The 15,334-nt window shown below is 64.5% G+C and carries 10 protein-coding genes; 4 read left to right on the plus strand and 6 right to left on the minus strand.

Going from position 1 to position 15,334, the window contains the following annotated elements; genetic code table 11:
* Nucleotides 1-57 precede the first annotated feature (57 nt).
* A complete protein-coding gene (locus ACTHNR_RS15405; RefSeq protein ID WP_440548524.1) occupies nucleotides 58-3,393 on the minus strand; it encodes a hypothetical protein in 3,336 nt (1,111 codons plus the stop codon).
* 182 nt (nucleotides 3,394-3,575) lie between these two features.
* Nucleotides 3,576-6,977 carry a hypothetical protein gene (locus ACTHNR_RS15410; RefSeq protein ID WP_440548525.1) on the minus strand — a complete coding sequence of 1,134 codons (3,402 nt, stop codon included), beginning with the start codon at nucleotides 6,975-6,977 and terminating at the stop codon, nucleotides 3,576-3,578.
* 307 nt (nucleotides 6,978-7,284) lie between these two features.
* On the opposite strand from ACTHNR_RS15410, the gene ACTHNR_RS15415 reads away from it, so the two are divergent.
* The 4 genes from ACTHNR_RS15415 to ACTHNR_RS15430 all read left to right on the plus strand — a co-directional run bounded on the left by ACTHNR_RS15415 (nucleotide 7,285) and on the right by ACTHNR_RS15430 (nucleotide 11,857).
* Nucleotides 7,285-8,457 (plus strand): UbiH/UbiF family hydroxylase, encoded by a 1,173-nt coding sequence (locus ACTHNR_RS15415; RefSeq protein WP_440548526.1) that lies wholly within the window; start codon nucleotides 7,285-7,287, stop codon nucleotides 8,455-8,457.
* An 86-nt stretch (nucleotides 8,458-8,543) separates the two neighbouring features.
* Nucleotides 8,544-9,272 (plus strand): DsbC family protein, encoded by a 729-nt coding sequence (locus ACTHNR_RS15420; protein WP_440548527.1) that lies wholly within the window; start codon nucleotides 8,544-8,546, stop codon nucleotides 9,270-9,272.
* Nucleotides 9,273-9,324: 52 nt separating this feature from the next.
* Nucleotides 9,325-11,145, plus strand: coding sequence for a M61 family metallopeptidase (locus tag ACTHNR_RS15425; RefSeq protein WP_440548528.1), 1,821 nt, complete (start codon nucleotides 9,325-9,327; stop codon nucleotides 11,143-11,145).
* Between the two features lie 112 nt (nucleotides 11,146-11,257).
* Nucleotides 11,258-11,857: an FMN-dependent NADH-azoreductase gene (locus ACTHNR_RS15430; RefSeq protein ID WP_440548529.1), complete on the plus strand. Its 600-nt coding sequence runs from the start codon at nucleotides 11,258-11,260 to the stop codon at nucleotides 11,855-11,857.
* Nucleotides 11,858-11,940: 83 nt separating this feature from the next.
* On the opposite strand, the gene ACTHNR_RS15435 is transcribed toward ACTHNR_RS15430, so the two are convergent.
* The 4 genes from ACTHNR_RS15435 to trpD are packed head-to-tail and all read right to left on the minus strand — an operon-like array spanning nucleotide 11,941 to nucleotide 15,294.
* Nucleotides 11,941-12,774 (minus strand): uracil-DNA glycosylase, encoded by an 834-nt coding sequence (locus ACTHNR_RS15435; protein ID WP_440548530.1) that lies wholly within the window; start codon nucleotides 12,772-12,774, stop codon nucleotides 11,941-11,943.
* On the minus strand, nucleotides 12,771-13,397 hold the full coding sequence (locus ACTHNR_RS15440) for a CYTH domain-containing protein (protein ID WP_440548531.1): 627 nt from the start codon (nucleotides 13,395-13,397) through the stop codon (nucleotides 12,771-12,773). Before ACTHNR_RS15440 ends, ACTHNR_RS15435 begins: the two co-directional genes overlap by 4 nt.
* Nucleotides 13,398-13,438: 41 nt before the next feature.
* On the minus strand, nucleotides 13,439-14,224 hold the full coding sequence (gene trpC, locus ACTHNR_RS15445) for an indole-3-glycerol phosphate synthase TrpC (RefSeq protein ID WP_440548532.1): 786 nt from the start codon (nucleotides 14,222-14,224) through the stop codon (nucleotides 13,439-13,441).
* Between the two features lie 38 nt (nucleotides 14,225-14,262).
* On the minus strand, nucleotides 14,263-15,294 hold the full coding sequence (gene trpD / locus ACTHNR_RS15450) for an anthranilate phosphoribosyltransferase (RefSeq protein ID WP_440548533.1): 1,032 nt from the start codon (nucleotides 15,292-15,294) through the stop codon (nucleotides 14,263-14,265).
* Nucleotides 15,295-15,334 lie beyond the last annotated feature (40 nt).

Here is a 15,334-nt window from a genome sequence, read left to right on the forward strand (position 1 = left end):
CCGAGGCCGCCGCCGGTTGCCGCATCGGCGGCGGCTCGAGTCGCCGCCGTGCGCGCTTCAGCCGGTTGCCAGTTGCGAGGCGGGCGGCGGCTTGACGTCCCAGAACTGCAGGTCTTCTTGGAACCATTTGACCGCCGCGGCCGGGTCGTCCTTGAACTTCGGCGCGAGGGATTTCACGTCGGTGGCGATCGAGTCCGCTTGGTCGGGCGTAAGCGTATTGAACCAGTTCACCATGTCCTGCGGATTCTTGAATATATCCGTGAAGAAGCCGCCGGCGCTAGGTGGGAACTTGCTGAACGAAAAGGCATGCTTGGCCAGTTGCTCCGCCACGTCCGAATGCACGCCCATTGCTTCGAGCAGCGCCTTGTCCGCGCCGTCGAACTTGTGCGAGTGAGCTTCGGCGTTGCCGATGGTATAGATGCCCGCGCCGACCAGCATCAGGGCCGCACCCACGCCGGTCCATCCGATCGCGCCGGCCCCTAGCCCGAGGAACGCGCCGTCCGCGCCGAGCACGCCTGCATCGACGGCCGCGCCGGTCAGGAATGCAGCATCGCCGAGCGCGCTGATCGTATCGCCGGTTCCTCGGATGTAGTTGCCCGCCGAGCCGCCCTGCGTGTAGTAATAGATCGCGTTGGTCGTGTCGACGCCGAGATACAGGCCGTCGACCGTATCCTTGGCCATGGTGCCTAGCACCCCGTTCAGCGCGGTCTTCACCGAATCGTTCAAGCCCGACGCCAGAATCCTGTCTTGCTGTCCCGAGATGAGCTTTTGCAGCGCCGTGTTGCCGGAGTATGGCCGGACGGTTTCCAGACTACCGGGCAGCACGGCATTGAGCGACTGCGTGGCGCCGAAGAACAAATGCGGTCCGATATAGCTGCCGTCTTGGATGAGGTTGCCGATGTTGCGCGGCTCGCCCGCCAGCGCGCCCATGAGGAATTGTCCGTTGGCGAGGAACAAGCTGCCGCTGACGCCCTTATTGAATCGTTCGGCCAGGTTGACGACCCAGCTTGCCGCCGCCCCGTCCTTGGTGAACAGCTTGGATTTGATCGCGTCGGGAATGATGTTGCTCTTGCTCAAATTGCTGATGGTGTCGGGCCGGAGTCCCAAATAGACTTTGCCCGCTTGCCACGCCGCGTTACGCGTCGAGCGCATGAGCCAAAGCATGTTGGTCGGCGTCGTGCCCGACGAAGGGCCCGTCGCGGCGGTATTGCCCGACTCGATCTGCGGCGAGTCGTTCAGCGCGGTCAACACGCTTTTGGACGACGTGTGCAGGGTCGGGTTGGCGAAGCGCTCGTTGCCGACGTTGTGGTTGAACCCTTCAACGCCATTCAGATCCGGCGAAAACGCCGCAACCGCGGTCCGGATCCCAGCCAGACTTTCATCTTGGTCGATGTCGGCCAATCCGTCGTCGTTGAGCTTCTTGGCCTCCGCGGGGTTTTGCTGCAGCATTTTTTGAAGATACTGGCTCTGCTGGTCCGGCGTGCTGTTCCCGCCGAAATCGTGGAAGCCGTAGCTGAAAAAGGCAGCGTCTTCCTCGGTCTTGCTTTTCAAATCCTTGCTGTGGGACGAAAACCGGTCGATGCCGATGCGTGCCCCGTCGATGGCGGAGGCCTGGACGTCCGGACGACCCAGCTCGCCCGCCTTGGAGGCGACGGCCAGCACGAGCGCCACGTTTCCGCTCGATGCCAGGTTCGTGAAAAGCTGCGTACCGGCAGGCGCATCCTCCATCAATTGCGGCTGCGCGTTCATCTTGTCGTAGAGCGGCACCACGTTGGCGGCGATGTCCTTGACTGCCTGCGTTCCGGCGCCGACTTCGCCCGAATCGGCTTCGACACTGTGCTGGCAGGCCGAGGCCAGGTCGTTCATCATCTGCTTGGACGAATCGTCCCGCCAATCGGCCTTCTCCAAGCTTTGCTTGATGTCGGCCTGTAGCGTCTTGTCCGACATGATCTGCGCCACCTGCCCCGGTAACGCGGTCTTGGGGTCGGTGATTTTGTTCAGCAGCGCCATCGCGGCCGCGCCGCCATGCTGTTTCAGGGCGGTGTCGACTTGGTTGACCGGATCGGTGACGAGCACTTGCTGCTGCGCTTGGGCGACGCCCGCCTTGACGGCCTGCGCGAACTTCGGATCGCCGCCGGCGTAAGTTGCGTAGACGCTGCCGCGCCCCATCATGTCGCCGAGCGCGTTCGAGCCCGTGTCCTTGCCTACGCTGTTCGCCACCTGCTGAGCGGTGAGTTTCGTGACTTGATTCCAATCCTTCTTGGCGGCGGCCTGCTGAATCAGGCCGATCTGATCTTGCGTGCGGCCCTGAGACTGCAGCCGCGCTTTATAGAGTTCGACGCCGCTCTGAACCGCCTGCTGGAAATCTTTGTCCCCGGGCGCTCGCGCCGAAATGCTCTTCGCAAGCGCGTCGACGTCGGGGACGGCCTGCTGCGTACCGGCGTAGTCGAGTTCGTCCTCGATCGAGCCGACGAGTTTGACGGTTTGGTTCGCCTTGTCGTCGTCGTTCTTCGCGTGTTCGACGTCTGCGAGCTGCGAGCGTTGCTGCTCGAGGTACTGCAGCCGCGTCTTGTCGAGAACGGTGACCTGCTGGCCGTCGGGGATTTTGTAGACCGCATCGTTAGGGTTGGCCGGGCGTGTGCCGAATGCCTGCCGATCCAAATACGGTGTGGCCGCTAGATTCTGATTGAGCGTGCCGGGCAGGCCCTTTACGCCGTCTTTCTCGAAGATGCTCCACGCCGAGCCCGTGGACGACGCCGGACAATGGATCGTGAAGGTCTGGATGCCCAGCTCCGGCGAGTCAGGCGCAAACGTGACGGCAGGCGTCTGGATTGTCGGCACCGCCGGCGTCTGTTTCGATCCGTCCTGACCCGCGACGGTGACGGAAAGCGCCGCCGTCTTGGAGCTCCAGACGCTCGTCTCCTTCGGCGGCTTGCCGACCGTGGCCGTATTGGCGGTGATCACCAGGTTGCCGTCGTCTTGCGGCGTCAGCGACTCGATATTGGATCCGGTCGTCTTGCTCGACCATACCGCGTGATCGCCGTTGAGCACCTGCAGGTTGCCGTCCGTGCCGAGCTTGGCAATTTGGGCGCCGCTGCCGGCCGTATCGGAGGACCAGAGCGCCTTGCCGTTCGCCGTGTCGTACAAGACGAGGTTGCCGTCCTTTTGCATCTCCAGCTCGTACTGGCCGTTGGGGGAGCGAATCGCTTCGCCGGCCTTGAGCGCTTGTCCGGCCGCCAGCTTCTGGGCAATGACTTTAGCGTCGGGCGGCTTGGGCGCGCTCGGCTTCGGTGCGGGCGGGTTCGGCTTGGGTTTCGTGCCGGGCGGTTGCGGCTCTATGCCGGGCGTCGGGTTCGGCACGGTGGGCCTGGGGTAATCCGTCGGTGCGACCATTGTTACTCCGAGTGCGGCGGCGATGGCGCACCGCCGCAAGGCGGGCGCGCATCGAAAGGGTTATTGGAATCGTTCGGTGTCTTGCCAATTAGCCGAAGACGACAGGGTTGCGCCGAATCCGTTCTTCGTCGGATACGGCGCAGTCGCCGGCAAGCGGGCGTCGTCGCCCGCGTCGCGCCCCATCAGTTGTTGTTGGCCACGAGCTGAACGGGCGGCATGATCTGGTGGGCAAGCAGCCAGTTGTCGAACTGCGGCCCGAGTTCGCTCATCGGATGCTTCTGCCAGAGGCCGTCGATCGACTTGAGCTCGGATGCCATGCTGTCCGCTTGACTCGGCGTCATCGAGTTCAGCCATGCGACCATGTCCTTGTTCGTGACATGCGCATTCTTGAAGTACTCGGCGAGGAACGGGCCCGCCGTCGGCGCGTCGCCGCTGAAGGTGAACGCGTGCTTGGCCAATTGTTCCGCGACATCGGAATGCACGCCCATCGCTTCGAGCATCTGCTTGTCGTACTTGTCGTAGGTGTGCGAATGGGCCTCGGCGCTGCCGATCGTATAGACGCCCGAGCCCACGAGCATCAGCACCGCGCCCACACCGGTCCAGCCCACGGCGCCCTCGCCCAAGCCCAATATCGTATCGGCGCCCAACGCACCGACCTCGGCCTCGCTCGTCGCGCCGGTGGCTGCGCCCATCAAGAAACTGAGGTCGCCGGCTGCGCTGATGCCCTCGCCGACGGAGCGCTCGTAATCGGCGATCGAACTGGCGTTCTTGGCGTACTCGACCATGTTCGTCGCGTCGATGCCAAGGTAGGCCACGTCCATCGTGTCGCGCAAGGCGGCGCCGGCCACGCCGGTGAACAGGCGTTTCATCGGATCGCTCAATCCCTGCGCGTCGAGGATCTTGCTCTTGCTAGCGTCGAAGATGCCCTTGATGACCGTGGCGCCGGAGCCCGGGCGGATCTTCGACAGGTTTTGCGGCAGCAGCGCCGATGCCCCTTGCGTCAGTCCCACCACCTCGTGCTGATACGCGTAGCTGCCGTCTTCGATCCACGCGGCGGCATTGTGAGGCTCGACGTTGAAGCCCTCCATGACGGTCATGCCGTTCCTCATGAACAGCGTCGAACTCAAGAGCTTGTTCGCGCGATCGACGAGCCCGCCGTTGACGAAGCCCGACGACAAGCCTTTCGCGTCTTGCGCGAAAAGCTTCGATTTCAGCCCGTCGGGAATATGGTTGTTGATGCTGAATTTCTGGAACGCAGCGGGCAGCTTCGACGGATCGGTGGCGACGAACGCCACCATCGACTGATAAGCGACGTTGCGCGTCGAGCGCATCAGCCAGTAATAGTTGGTCGGCGATTTGTTGCTCGTATAGCTGTTCGCCGGTGCGTCCTTCTGATTGCCGACGGCCGGCGTGCTGTCGAATGCGCTCATCACGCTCTTGGACGGCGTCTGCAGCGTCGGGTTCTGCGTGCGTTCGCGCCCGACCGGCGTATTGAACCCCTCGACGCCATTCAGGCTCGGCGAATACGAGGCCAGCGCCATCTTCATGCCGTCGAGCTGCTCTTGTTGCGTGGCGAGCTTCACGCCGTCGTCGTTGAGCGTCTTCGCCTCGGAGGGGTTGTCCGCCAGTAGCTTTTGCACATAAGCGCTTTGCTCGGCCGGCGTGCTGTTGCCGCCGAAATCGTGCAGCGGCACGGCGAGAAATGCCGCGTCCTTGGCGGTTTTCTCGTTCAACGACTTGGTGTCCGCCGAGAAGACGTCGATGCCCGCGCGCGTCCCGTCGATCGCGCTCGCGGCGTCGCCGTCGTCGCCCTGCTGAGTCGCTTGCGCCGCGACGGCCAGCCCGAGCGATACGTTCCCTTGCGACGCCAGGTTCTTGAAGAGCTGGGTCGCAGGCTGCGGGTCATCCATGAGGTGCGGCGTGTCGTTGATTTTGCCGGTCACCGTCAGCACCTGCTTGGCGATCGCGTCGACCGCCTTCGCGCCGTTGCCGCGTTCGCCCTGATCGGCTTCGATGGCATGCTGGCAGGCGGCGCCCAAATCGCTCATCATCTGCTTCGCGCTGCTGTCCGACCAGTTGGCTTTGTCGAGACTGTCCTTCACCACGCCTTGGATGCGCGGGTCGGACATGATCTGCGCGACCTGGCCCGGCAACGCCGTTTGCGGGTCGGTGATCTTGTTCAGCGCCGCCATCGCCGCCGCACCGCCCCCTTTCTGATACGCGGCTTGCACCTGGCCGATCGGATTGTCGAGCAGCACTTGCTGCTGCGCGTCGGCAATGCCGGCTCGCACGTTTTGCGCGAACTTCGGGTCGCCGGTGGCGAAGGTCAAATAGACGCCGCCTTTGGCCAGCATCTTGCCGAGCGCGGTCGAACCCGTGGTGCCGTCGGCGCCAGCCGCGATCTGCTGCGCGGTCAACTTGCGGACGCTGGCCCAGTCGCCGCTCGCGGCCGCTTTCTGGATCGCGCCGAATTGATCGGCCGTCCTACCTTCGGCGGTGAGACGCGCCTTGTAAAGCACGACCCCGGCCTGCACGGCCGTTTGAAAGTCCTTGTCGCCCGGGGCCCGAGCGGAGAGCGATTGAGCCAGCGCATCGGGGTCGGGCAACGCCTGCTGCGTGCCGGCGTAGTCGAGCTCGTCTTCGATCGTATTGGCGAGCGCGACGGTCTTCTTATCCTTGTCGTCGGGATTGCTCGCGTGCTCGACATCGGCAATCTGCGTACGTTCCTGTTCCAGATAGGCGAGGCGATTCTTATCGAGGATCGTGACCTGCTGTCCGTTCGGGATCTTATAGACGGCGTCTTGCGGGTTGGCCGCTCGTGTACCGAAGGCTTTTCTGTCGAGGTAGGGCGTGGCGGCCAGGTTGTCGTTCAACGTGCCCGGCAAGCCCTTGACGCCGTTGTCCTCGAAGATCGTCCAAGCCGATCCCGTCGACGATTCGGGGCAATGAATCGTGAAGTTCTGCAGGCCGAGTTCGGGCAGGCCGGGCCCGAACGTGGCGGCGGGCGTGGGCTGGGTAGGAATGGCCTGTTGCTGAGTCGCGCCGTTTTGGCCGGCCACGGCGATCGGCAGCGCCTCGGTCTTCGAACTCCACACCGGCACGTCGGCCGGCGGTGCGCCCACCGTGGCCGTTTTCGCGCTGAGAACGAGATTGCCGTCGTCTTGAGGGATCAGCGTGACATCGCTGCGGCCTGCCGTATTGCTCGACCACACCGCACGATCGCCGTTGAGCACCTGCAGATTGCCGTCTTTGCCAAGCCTTGCCACTTGCGCGCCGCTGCCGGAGGTATTCGACGACCACAGCGATTTGCCGTTCGCCACATCGTAGAGGACGAGGTTGCCGTCCTTCTGCATTTGCAACTCGTACTGACCGTTGTCGGAGCGAATCGCCTCGCCGGCCTTGAGGTCCTGCCCAGCCGCGAGCTTTTTCGCGATGACCGTTGCGTCGGGCGGCTTCGGCGTAGTCGCTTGTTGGGGCGGCGGCGCCGTGTTCGTGGGCTTTGGTTTGGCGCCCGGCGGCTGCGGGTCTATACCCGGTGTCGGGTTCGGCGGAGTGGGCCTGGGGTAATCCGTCGGTGCGACCATCGTTCCTCCGAAAACGGCGTCGACGCTGCACCGCCGCGAAACGGGTGCGCGTCGAAGGGTTTGCTGGATTTTTGGGTGTATTCCTAACTATCCGCGATCGAAATCGGTTGCACTGAATAGCGTTTCGTAGTTTTCGAGCGAAAACTACGCGTTGTCGCGGGGCGGACCTACGGGAGGAGTGGCGCGTGCTCGATCCCCGTGCGCACTGTCTATTCGCCACGGCCGGCGAGGGTGCGGTGTTGCGGCGCAGCGTAGTCAGTGCGAGCCGGGGAGGGAGGAGCGGCTGGCCATACTATAATTGCGCGTCATGACCGCCCATCATCAGACGTTCCACGTTGCCGTCGTCGGCGGCGGCCTCGTCGGCAAGAGCGCCGCGCTCGCGCTGGCTCAAGCGGGGTTGCGCGTAGCCCTCGTCGCGCAGCCCGCCGCGCCGCGCCCGGCCGACCTCCCGTTCGACGCGCGCATTTATGCGCTTTCCGCCAGTTCCCAGGCGCTGCTCGAGCGGCTGCGCATCTGGCAGGCCCTCGATCACGACCGGCTCGCACCCGTCTACGACATGCGCGTGTTCGGCGATGCGCTGGCCGAACTCCATTTTTCCGCGTTTCAAGCCGCGGTGCCCCAGCTCGCTTGGATCGCCGAATCGTCATTGATCGAACACGCGCTGGATGCGGCGCTGCGGTTCCAGCCTCAGGTGGCTTGGTTCGACACGCGAGCGCAGGGGCTCGATGTCAAAGCCGATTGCGCCACCCTTGCGCTCGCAGGCGGCCAGGTGCTGGTGGCCGATCTCGTGGTCGGCGCCGACGGCGCGCACTCGTGGGTGCGTGCTCAGATGGGCGCGAACGTGACGCGGCGCGATTATCGGCAAACGGGCGTCGTCGCCAACTTCAAGGCCGAAAAACCCCACGGCGAAACCGCCTACCAGTGGTTCGTCAACGGCGAAATCGTGGCGCTGCTGCCGCTGCCCGATTCGCATGTCTCCCTTGTATGGTCGGCCGATACGGCGCATGCACGCGACTTGCTCGCGCTTGCGCCGGCTCAGCTCGAGGCGGCCGTCGAGCAAGTCACGCACGCGCGGCTGGGCTCGCTCGAATGCGTCGGGACCGCGCATGGCTTTCCGCTGGCGCTGCAGTCGGTCGATCGTCTCATTGCTCCCCGTGTGGCGCTGATCGGCGATGCCGCGCACCTGATTCACCCGCTCGCGGGCCAGGGCATGAACTTGGGACTGCGGGACGCGGCCGCGCTGGCGGACGTGCTGGCCGCGAAGGAATCCTTCCGCGATCTGGGCGATCTCGTGCTGCTGCGTCGCTACGAGCGCGCGCGGCGCGAGGATATCGGCGCGCTGACGCTCGCGACGGACGGCTTGCAGCGGCTGTTTTCCGTGCCGGGCACGCTCGCGCGCTCGGTGCGCAATGCCGGCATGTCGCTCGTCGGCGCGCAACCGTTCGTCAAACGCTGGCTCGTTTCGGCGGCGCTCGGATAGCGGCGCGCGGGACGGGTAGACTTGTGCTGGACTTGCCGCATGCAACTGAGCGTGCGGCGCCTGAACCGAACTGTAAGGACACCATCATGACCCTCGCCAAGCGAATCGCGGCTGTCGCGGCGCTCGCAGCCGTCGTCGCGCTCGGCTGCACCGCTCGCGCCGATCAAACCACGGACAAGCTGAAGGCGACGCTCCAGGCGCGTTTGCCGGAAGTCCAAATCAAGAGCATCGCGAAGGCGCCGATCCCCGGGCTGTACGAAGTCAATCTTGGCTCGCAGATGCTCTATTCCGATGCCACCGGCGATTACGTGATCGCCGGCGATCTCGTCGATACGAAGACGCGCAGCAATCTGAGCGAAGCGCATCTGGCCGATCTGAACAAGGTCGACTTCGCGAGCTTGCCGCTCGATCGGGCGGTCAAGGTGGTGAAGGGCAACGGCAGCCGCCGCATGGCCGTCTTTTCCGATCCGAACTGCCCGTACTGCAAGCAGCTCGAGACGACGTTGAAGTCCATCGACAATGTCACCGTCTACACATTCTTGTATCCCGTGCTCTCGCCTGATTCCGTGACGAAGTCGAAGGCGATCTGGTGTTCGACCGATCGCGCTAAGGCGTGGGAAGCGTGGATGGTCGACCATCGACCGCCCGCCAGCACGGCCTCCAATTGCGACACTACCGCGCTCGACAAGAATCTCGCGCTCGGGCACGGCCTGAACGTGACGGGCACGCCCACGATCATCCTCGCCGACGGTCATCGTTTGCCCGGCGCCGTGTCGGCGGACGAACTGAACGGCGCGTTGGCGCGCGCCCATTGAGCGGCGCCCGCGCTTCGAACGAGAACGAATACCCGACCCCTTTCGCTGCCTAATGAAGCCCATCCGCTACGCCGTCGTCGCCAAGCATCCCGCCGCTCACCTTTTCGAAGTCACGCTTACGCTGGCCGATCCGGACCCCGCCGGCCAGCGCTTTACGCTGCCCACCTGGATTCCGGGCAGCTATCTCGTGCGTGAGTTCGCGCGCAACATCGTCACGTTGAGCGCATTCAACGAGGCCGGGCGCAAGGTCCGCGTCGAGAAGACCGATAAACAGACGTGGCAAGCCGCGCCCTTGAAGGAGGGCGGAGCGCTCACGCTGCGCTACGAGGTTTATGCGTGGGATATGTCCGTGCGCACGGCGCACCTGGACGACACGGTGGGGTTCTTCAACGGGACGAGCCTGTTCTTGCTGCCGGCGGGTCGTGAAGAAGCTGCCTGCATCGTCGATATCCGCAAGCCCGAAGGCGCTGCTTATCGCGACTGGCGCGTGGCAACGGCTTTGCCCGAGGCACGCGGCACGAAGCGATACGGATTCGGCGAGTACCGCGCGCAGAACTATGACGAACTCGTCGATCACCCCGTCACGCTCGGTCATTTTGCGCTCGCCACGTTCAAGGCGCATGGCGTGCCGCACGATATCGTCATCGCGGGACGTACGGTGTCGGTCGACATGGCCCGGCTCCAGGCGGATTTGAAGCGCATCTGCGAGACGCAGATCGCCTTGTTCGAGCCGCGCACGAAAAAAGCGCCCGTCGACCGCTATGTCTTCATGACCCAAGCGGTCAGCGACGGCTACGGCGGGCTCGAGCATCGCGCCTCGACGGCGCTCATCTGCAATCGCGGCGATCTGCCCGTGGTGGGCCGGCCCGAGATGTCGGAGGGCTACCGGACGTATCTCGGCTTGTGCAGCCACGAGTACTTCCATACCTGGAACGTCAAGCGCATCAAGCCCGCCGCGTTCGCGCCGTACGACCTTTCCCGCGAGAACTATACGTCGCTGCTCTGGCTGTTCGAGGGCTTTACGTCGTATTACGACGATCTGATGCTCGTGCGCAGCGGCGCCATCGAGCCGGCCGATTATTTCTCGCTCGTCGGCAAGACGCTCGGCGGGGTGCTGCGTGCGAGCGGGCGCTTGAAGCAGACCGTGGCGGAAAGCTCGTTCGATGCCTGGATCAAGTATTACCGCCAAGACGAGAATGCGCCGAACGCAATCGTCAGCTACTACCAAAAGGGATCGCTCGTCGCGTTGGCCTTCGACTTGGCGATACGCGCACGCACCGAGCATCGCAAGTCGCTCGACGATATCATGCGTCTGCTTTGGCAGAGGTTCGGCCGGCACTTCTACAATGGAAAAATGGTTGGAGTCGGCGAGGACGAGGTTCAGGCGCTGATCGCCGAAGCGACGGGCGTCGACCTCGGGCCGTTGTTCCGAGACGCCGTGCACGGCACACGGGATCTGCCGCTCGACGCCCTGTTCGAGCCCTTCGGCGTCACGCTCGAGCCGCAACCGGGCAGCGCCAACGGCAAGAACGGCAACGGAAAGCCGTCCCTCGGCGTACGCATCCGCCCGGGGGCCGACTGCACGTTGGCGGCCGTACACGACGGCAGCGCCGCGCAGAAGGCGGGCTTGTCGGCCGGCGACGTGCTGATCGCCGTCGACGGGCTGCGCGTGACAGGGTCGAACCTCGACACCTTGCTAGCCCGGTACATGCCGGGGGCGATGGTCGACATTCATGCGTTCCGGCGCGACGAACTGCGCGTGGCGCGGGTGAAGCTCGATGCGCCCGAGGTGACGCGCTACAAGGTGACCGCGGCGGACGACAAACGCGGTGCGCCCTCCAGGCGCGCCCGCGAACGCTGGTTGCGCGGCTGATCGTTCTATCTTTGCAACAATGCGTCCTCGCTAGCCTACTTTTTCCGTGTCGGGTCAATGGTGACAATGGCTTCACTCGCGCAACGATGCGCAAGCCTACTTGGAGCCCGACATGACCACGATCCTTCAACTGAATTCGGCGGCGCGTTCGCAAGGCGCTAACTCGACGCTTTTGGCTAACGAACTTGCTGCGACGCTGCAACAAGCGAATCCGGGCGCGAAGCTGGTCCTGCGCGATTTGCTGACCGATGCGCTGCCTCATCTCGACGATGCGGTGCTCGGCGCGTTCTTCACGCCGGCCGAGCAGCGCTCGCCCGGGCAAGCGGCGATCGTGGCTCGCAGCGATGCGCTGATCGAAGAGTTGCAAGCCGCCGACGTGGTCATCATCGGCGCACCGATGTACAACTTCGGCATCTCGTCGCAACTGAAGACGTATTTCGACTGGATCGCCCGTGCCGGCGTGACGTTCCGGTACACGGCCAACGGTCCGGAAGGGCTCGTGAAGGGGAAGAAGGCCTATGTCGTTTCGGCCCGCGGCGGCAAGTACGTCGGCACGCCGCATGACAGCCAAACGCCGCACATCAAGTCCTTCCTCGGGCTCATCGGCATCACCGATGTCGAATTCATCTACGCCGAAGGGCTGAACCTCGGCCCGGACGCAGCGGGCGCCGCGCTTGCCTCGGCACGCGAGGCTATCGCAGCCGCGGCCTAAGTCATCGACGTCGATATGCACACGCCGCGCCGCCTCCGGGCGGCGCGGCGCTTCGCGTTTGCCCGTTGCTTCTTAGACGCGCTTCAACTTTCGGCTTCCGGCAGCCGCCAATCGATCGGCGTGCGGCCGTTCGCGGTCAAATAGTCGTTGGCGAGCTGGAAATGGCGGCAGCCGAGAAAGCCGCGATGCGCCGAAAGCGGCGACGGATGCGGGGCCTCGAGCACGCAATGCGGCCGCGCGTCGAGCAGCGCGCGCTTGGCTTGCGCATGAGCGCCCCAGAGCATGAAGACCAGGTGCTCGTGCCGGTGAGCCAGCGCATGAATCAACGTGTCGGTGCAGGCTTCCCAGCCTTGCTTCGCGTGGCTGGCCGCTTGGCCTTGCTCCACTGTCAGCACGGTGTTGAGCAGCAGCACGCCTTGGCGGGCCCAGGTGTCGAGACAGCCGTGTTGCGGCATGTCGTACCCGAATTCCGCGGCGATTTCCTTGAAGATGTTGCGCAGCGAGGGCGGCGGACGCACGGGCGAGGGTACTGAAAATGCCAGCCCATGCGCCTGCGGGTGGCCTTTGTCGTCGCCGTGGTAAGGGTCTTGTCCGACGATGACGACCTTGACGTCGTCGGGACTCGTCAGGCGCAGGGCGCGAAACACCTCGGCCGGATAGACGGTTTTGCCCGCGTCGATTTGCCCATCGACGAAGGCGCAGAGGGGGCGATACGCAGGGCTGTGGATGAATGAGCTCAGGTGCTCGCGCCAAGCTGGAGGCAATGCGTCGAACTGGGATTCGAGCGGCTTGCAGAGCCCATGAGGGGTGCGGGACGACGGAGCCGGATTGCCCACGGCGTCGGCCGTCGTCTCGAACAGCAGCGACCCTTGCGCGTCGTCGCTTCGGGCTGCAGCGGCCCGGGTTCTCGTCTTCATCGCGCGCACAGTCGATAACCCCGTTGCGCCTTGTTCACGTTTTCGGGTGTCAGTCCGGGCACCGCGGCCGAAAGCTTGGCCGTCAGCGCATGCAGCGCGCGCTCGTCGCCGTCGAGCAGTTCGAGCTCGATTTCGCTGATGGCATCGCGGCGCGTTTCGCCTTCCGCGGGCGCGGTGACTTCGCCGCGATCGATCGCGGCCTCGATGCGGGCGCCATCGAACTCGAATCGCCAAAGACGCCGTACGAATGTCGTCCGAAAGCGCTCGCCGAGTTCCGGCGCGGCCGCACGCAGGGCGGCGAGCGCGGACGCGTCGTCGCAAGCGGCCGCCAGCGTGTCGAATTCGAGCGACTCGCCGGCGACCGCCGTTTCCCACTCGTGGCGGCTATGCATGCCGCCCTCGGCCGTGCCTGCCGCCTTCAACGTCTGCAGCCAGCCGTCGGGCGTCTTGCGCAGGCGCAGCGCGATCTTGGCGCCGGCGAGCGCCAGCGAGGGCGTATCGAAATAGAGGTTGGCGAGCGGGACGTCCCGCCCCGGTGCGCCGGCCGCCGCGGTGAAGAACCGGTCGGCGGCGGCGGCCTGCTCGGGCGGCAGAGCCAGCTTGATTTCGCGTTCGATGCCCATGAGTCGTCTCGGAAAAATGAATGCGCCGGGGCGAAAGCGAATCAGAAGAACATGTGCGAAAGCGCGGCGCCCGGATCGTCGGCGCGCATGAAGGCCTCGCCGACGAGAAACGTATGGACGCCATTCGCTCGCATGCGTTCCACGTCGGCCCGGGACAAGATGCCCGATTCGGTCACGACGATTCGATCGTCCGGTAGGGCGTCGAGCATATCGAGCGTGGTGTCGAGCGACGTCTCGAAAGTCCGTAGATTCCGGTTGTTGATGCCGATGAGCGGCGTCTTGAGGGTCAACGCTTGGGTCAGCTCGTCGCGATCGTGCACCTCCACGAGCACGGCTAGCCCGAGGGAATGTGCGAAGGCTTCGAGATCCTGCATCTGCGTGACCGACAGCGCGGCCGCGATGAGCAGAATGGCATCGGCGCCCATCGCCCTGGCTTCGACGATCTGATACGGATCGATGATGAAGTCCTTGCGCAGGACGGGCAGATCGCATGCCGCGCGCGCTTCTTCCAGATACGCCGCGCCCCCCTGAAAAAACTGCACGTCGGTCAATACCGACAGGCAGGCCGCGCCGCCTTTTTGATACGAGCGTGCGATATCGGCCGGCACGAAATGCTCGCGCAGCACGCCCTTGGACGGGCTCGCTTTCTTCACTTCGGCGATCACGGCGGCTTGCCCAGCCTCGTGCTTGGCGCGCAGTGCGCCGACGAAATCGCGCAAATCGCGCGCCGATGCTTCGAGGCGCAGTTCTTCGAGTGGCGCGCTCAACTCTGCCGCTTGCACTTCCTCGCGCTTGACGGCGATGATCCGTTCGAGAATGTCGCTCATGGACGAAGCCCTTTCTTTGCTGGTGCCGGATGACGGCGTTATTGCTTGAATTGCTGCGTGAAGCGCGCGAGCTCGTCGACCTTCTCGCGTGCGCGGCCGGTGGCGATGGCTTCGCGCGCCACTTCGATTCCGTCTGCGATGGACGCGACGCGGTTTGCGGCATAGAGCGCCGTGCCCGCATTGAGCGTCACGATTTCCCGCGCGACGCCCGGGCGGTTCTCCAGCGCTTGGAGCAGCATCGCTTTCGATTCGTTCGCATCGGCTACTTTCAGCGTGCGATTCGACACCATTTGCAGGCCGAAATCCTCCGGGTGAATTTCGTATTCATGCACTTGGCCGTCGCGCAGCTCGCCAACCAAGGTTGCTGCCCCGAGCGACACTTCGTCCATGCCGTCCTTGCCGTAGACGACTAGCACGTGTTTCGCGCCGAGGCGCTGCATGACGCGCACTTGGATGCCGACGAGATCCGCGTGGAACACGCCCATCAGCTGATTGGGCGCGCTGGCCGGATTCGTGAGCGGGCCGAGAATGTTGAAGATCGTGCGCACGCCAAGCTCGCGACGCACGGGCGCGATGTTCTTCATAGCCGGATGGTGGTTGGGCGCGAACATGAAGCCCATGCCGGTCTCGGCGATCGACGCCGCGACTTGTTCGGGTTGCAGATCGATGTTCACGCCGAGCGCTTCGAGTACATCGGCGCTGCCCGATTTGCTCGACACGCCGCGCCCGCCATGCTTGGCGACTTTTGCGCCCGCGGCCGCGGCAACGAACATCGTCGCCGTGGAGATGTTGAAGGTATTCGCCCCGTCGCCGCCCGTGCCGACGATGTCGACGAAATGGGTGTTGTCGGGCACCTCGACGTGGCGCGCGAACTCGCGCATCACCGTGGCTGCCGCGGCAATCTCGCCGATTGTTTCCTTCTTCACGCGTAGGCCGGTGATGATCGCGGCCGCCATCACGGGCGACATGTCGCCGCGCATGATGAGCCGCATGAGGTGCAGCATCTCGTCGTGAAAGATCTCGCGATGCTCGATCGTGCGCTGCAGGGCTTCTTGCGGAGTGATGGTCATGAGAGCGCCTCTGTCGTTCGTTGCATGGCTTACCGCCCCA

It is taken from the genome of Trinickia sp. (genome assembly GCF_051954495.1).
In the GTDB taxonomy this organism is placed as follows: domain Bacteria; phylum Pseudomonadota; class Gammaproteobacteria; order Burkholderiales; family Burkholderiaceae; genus Trinickia.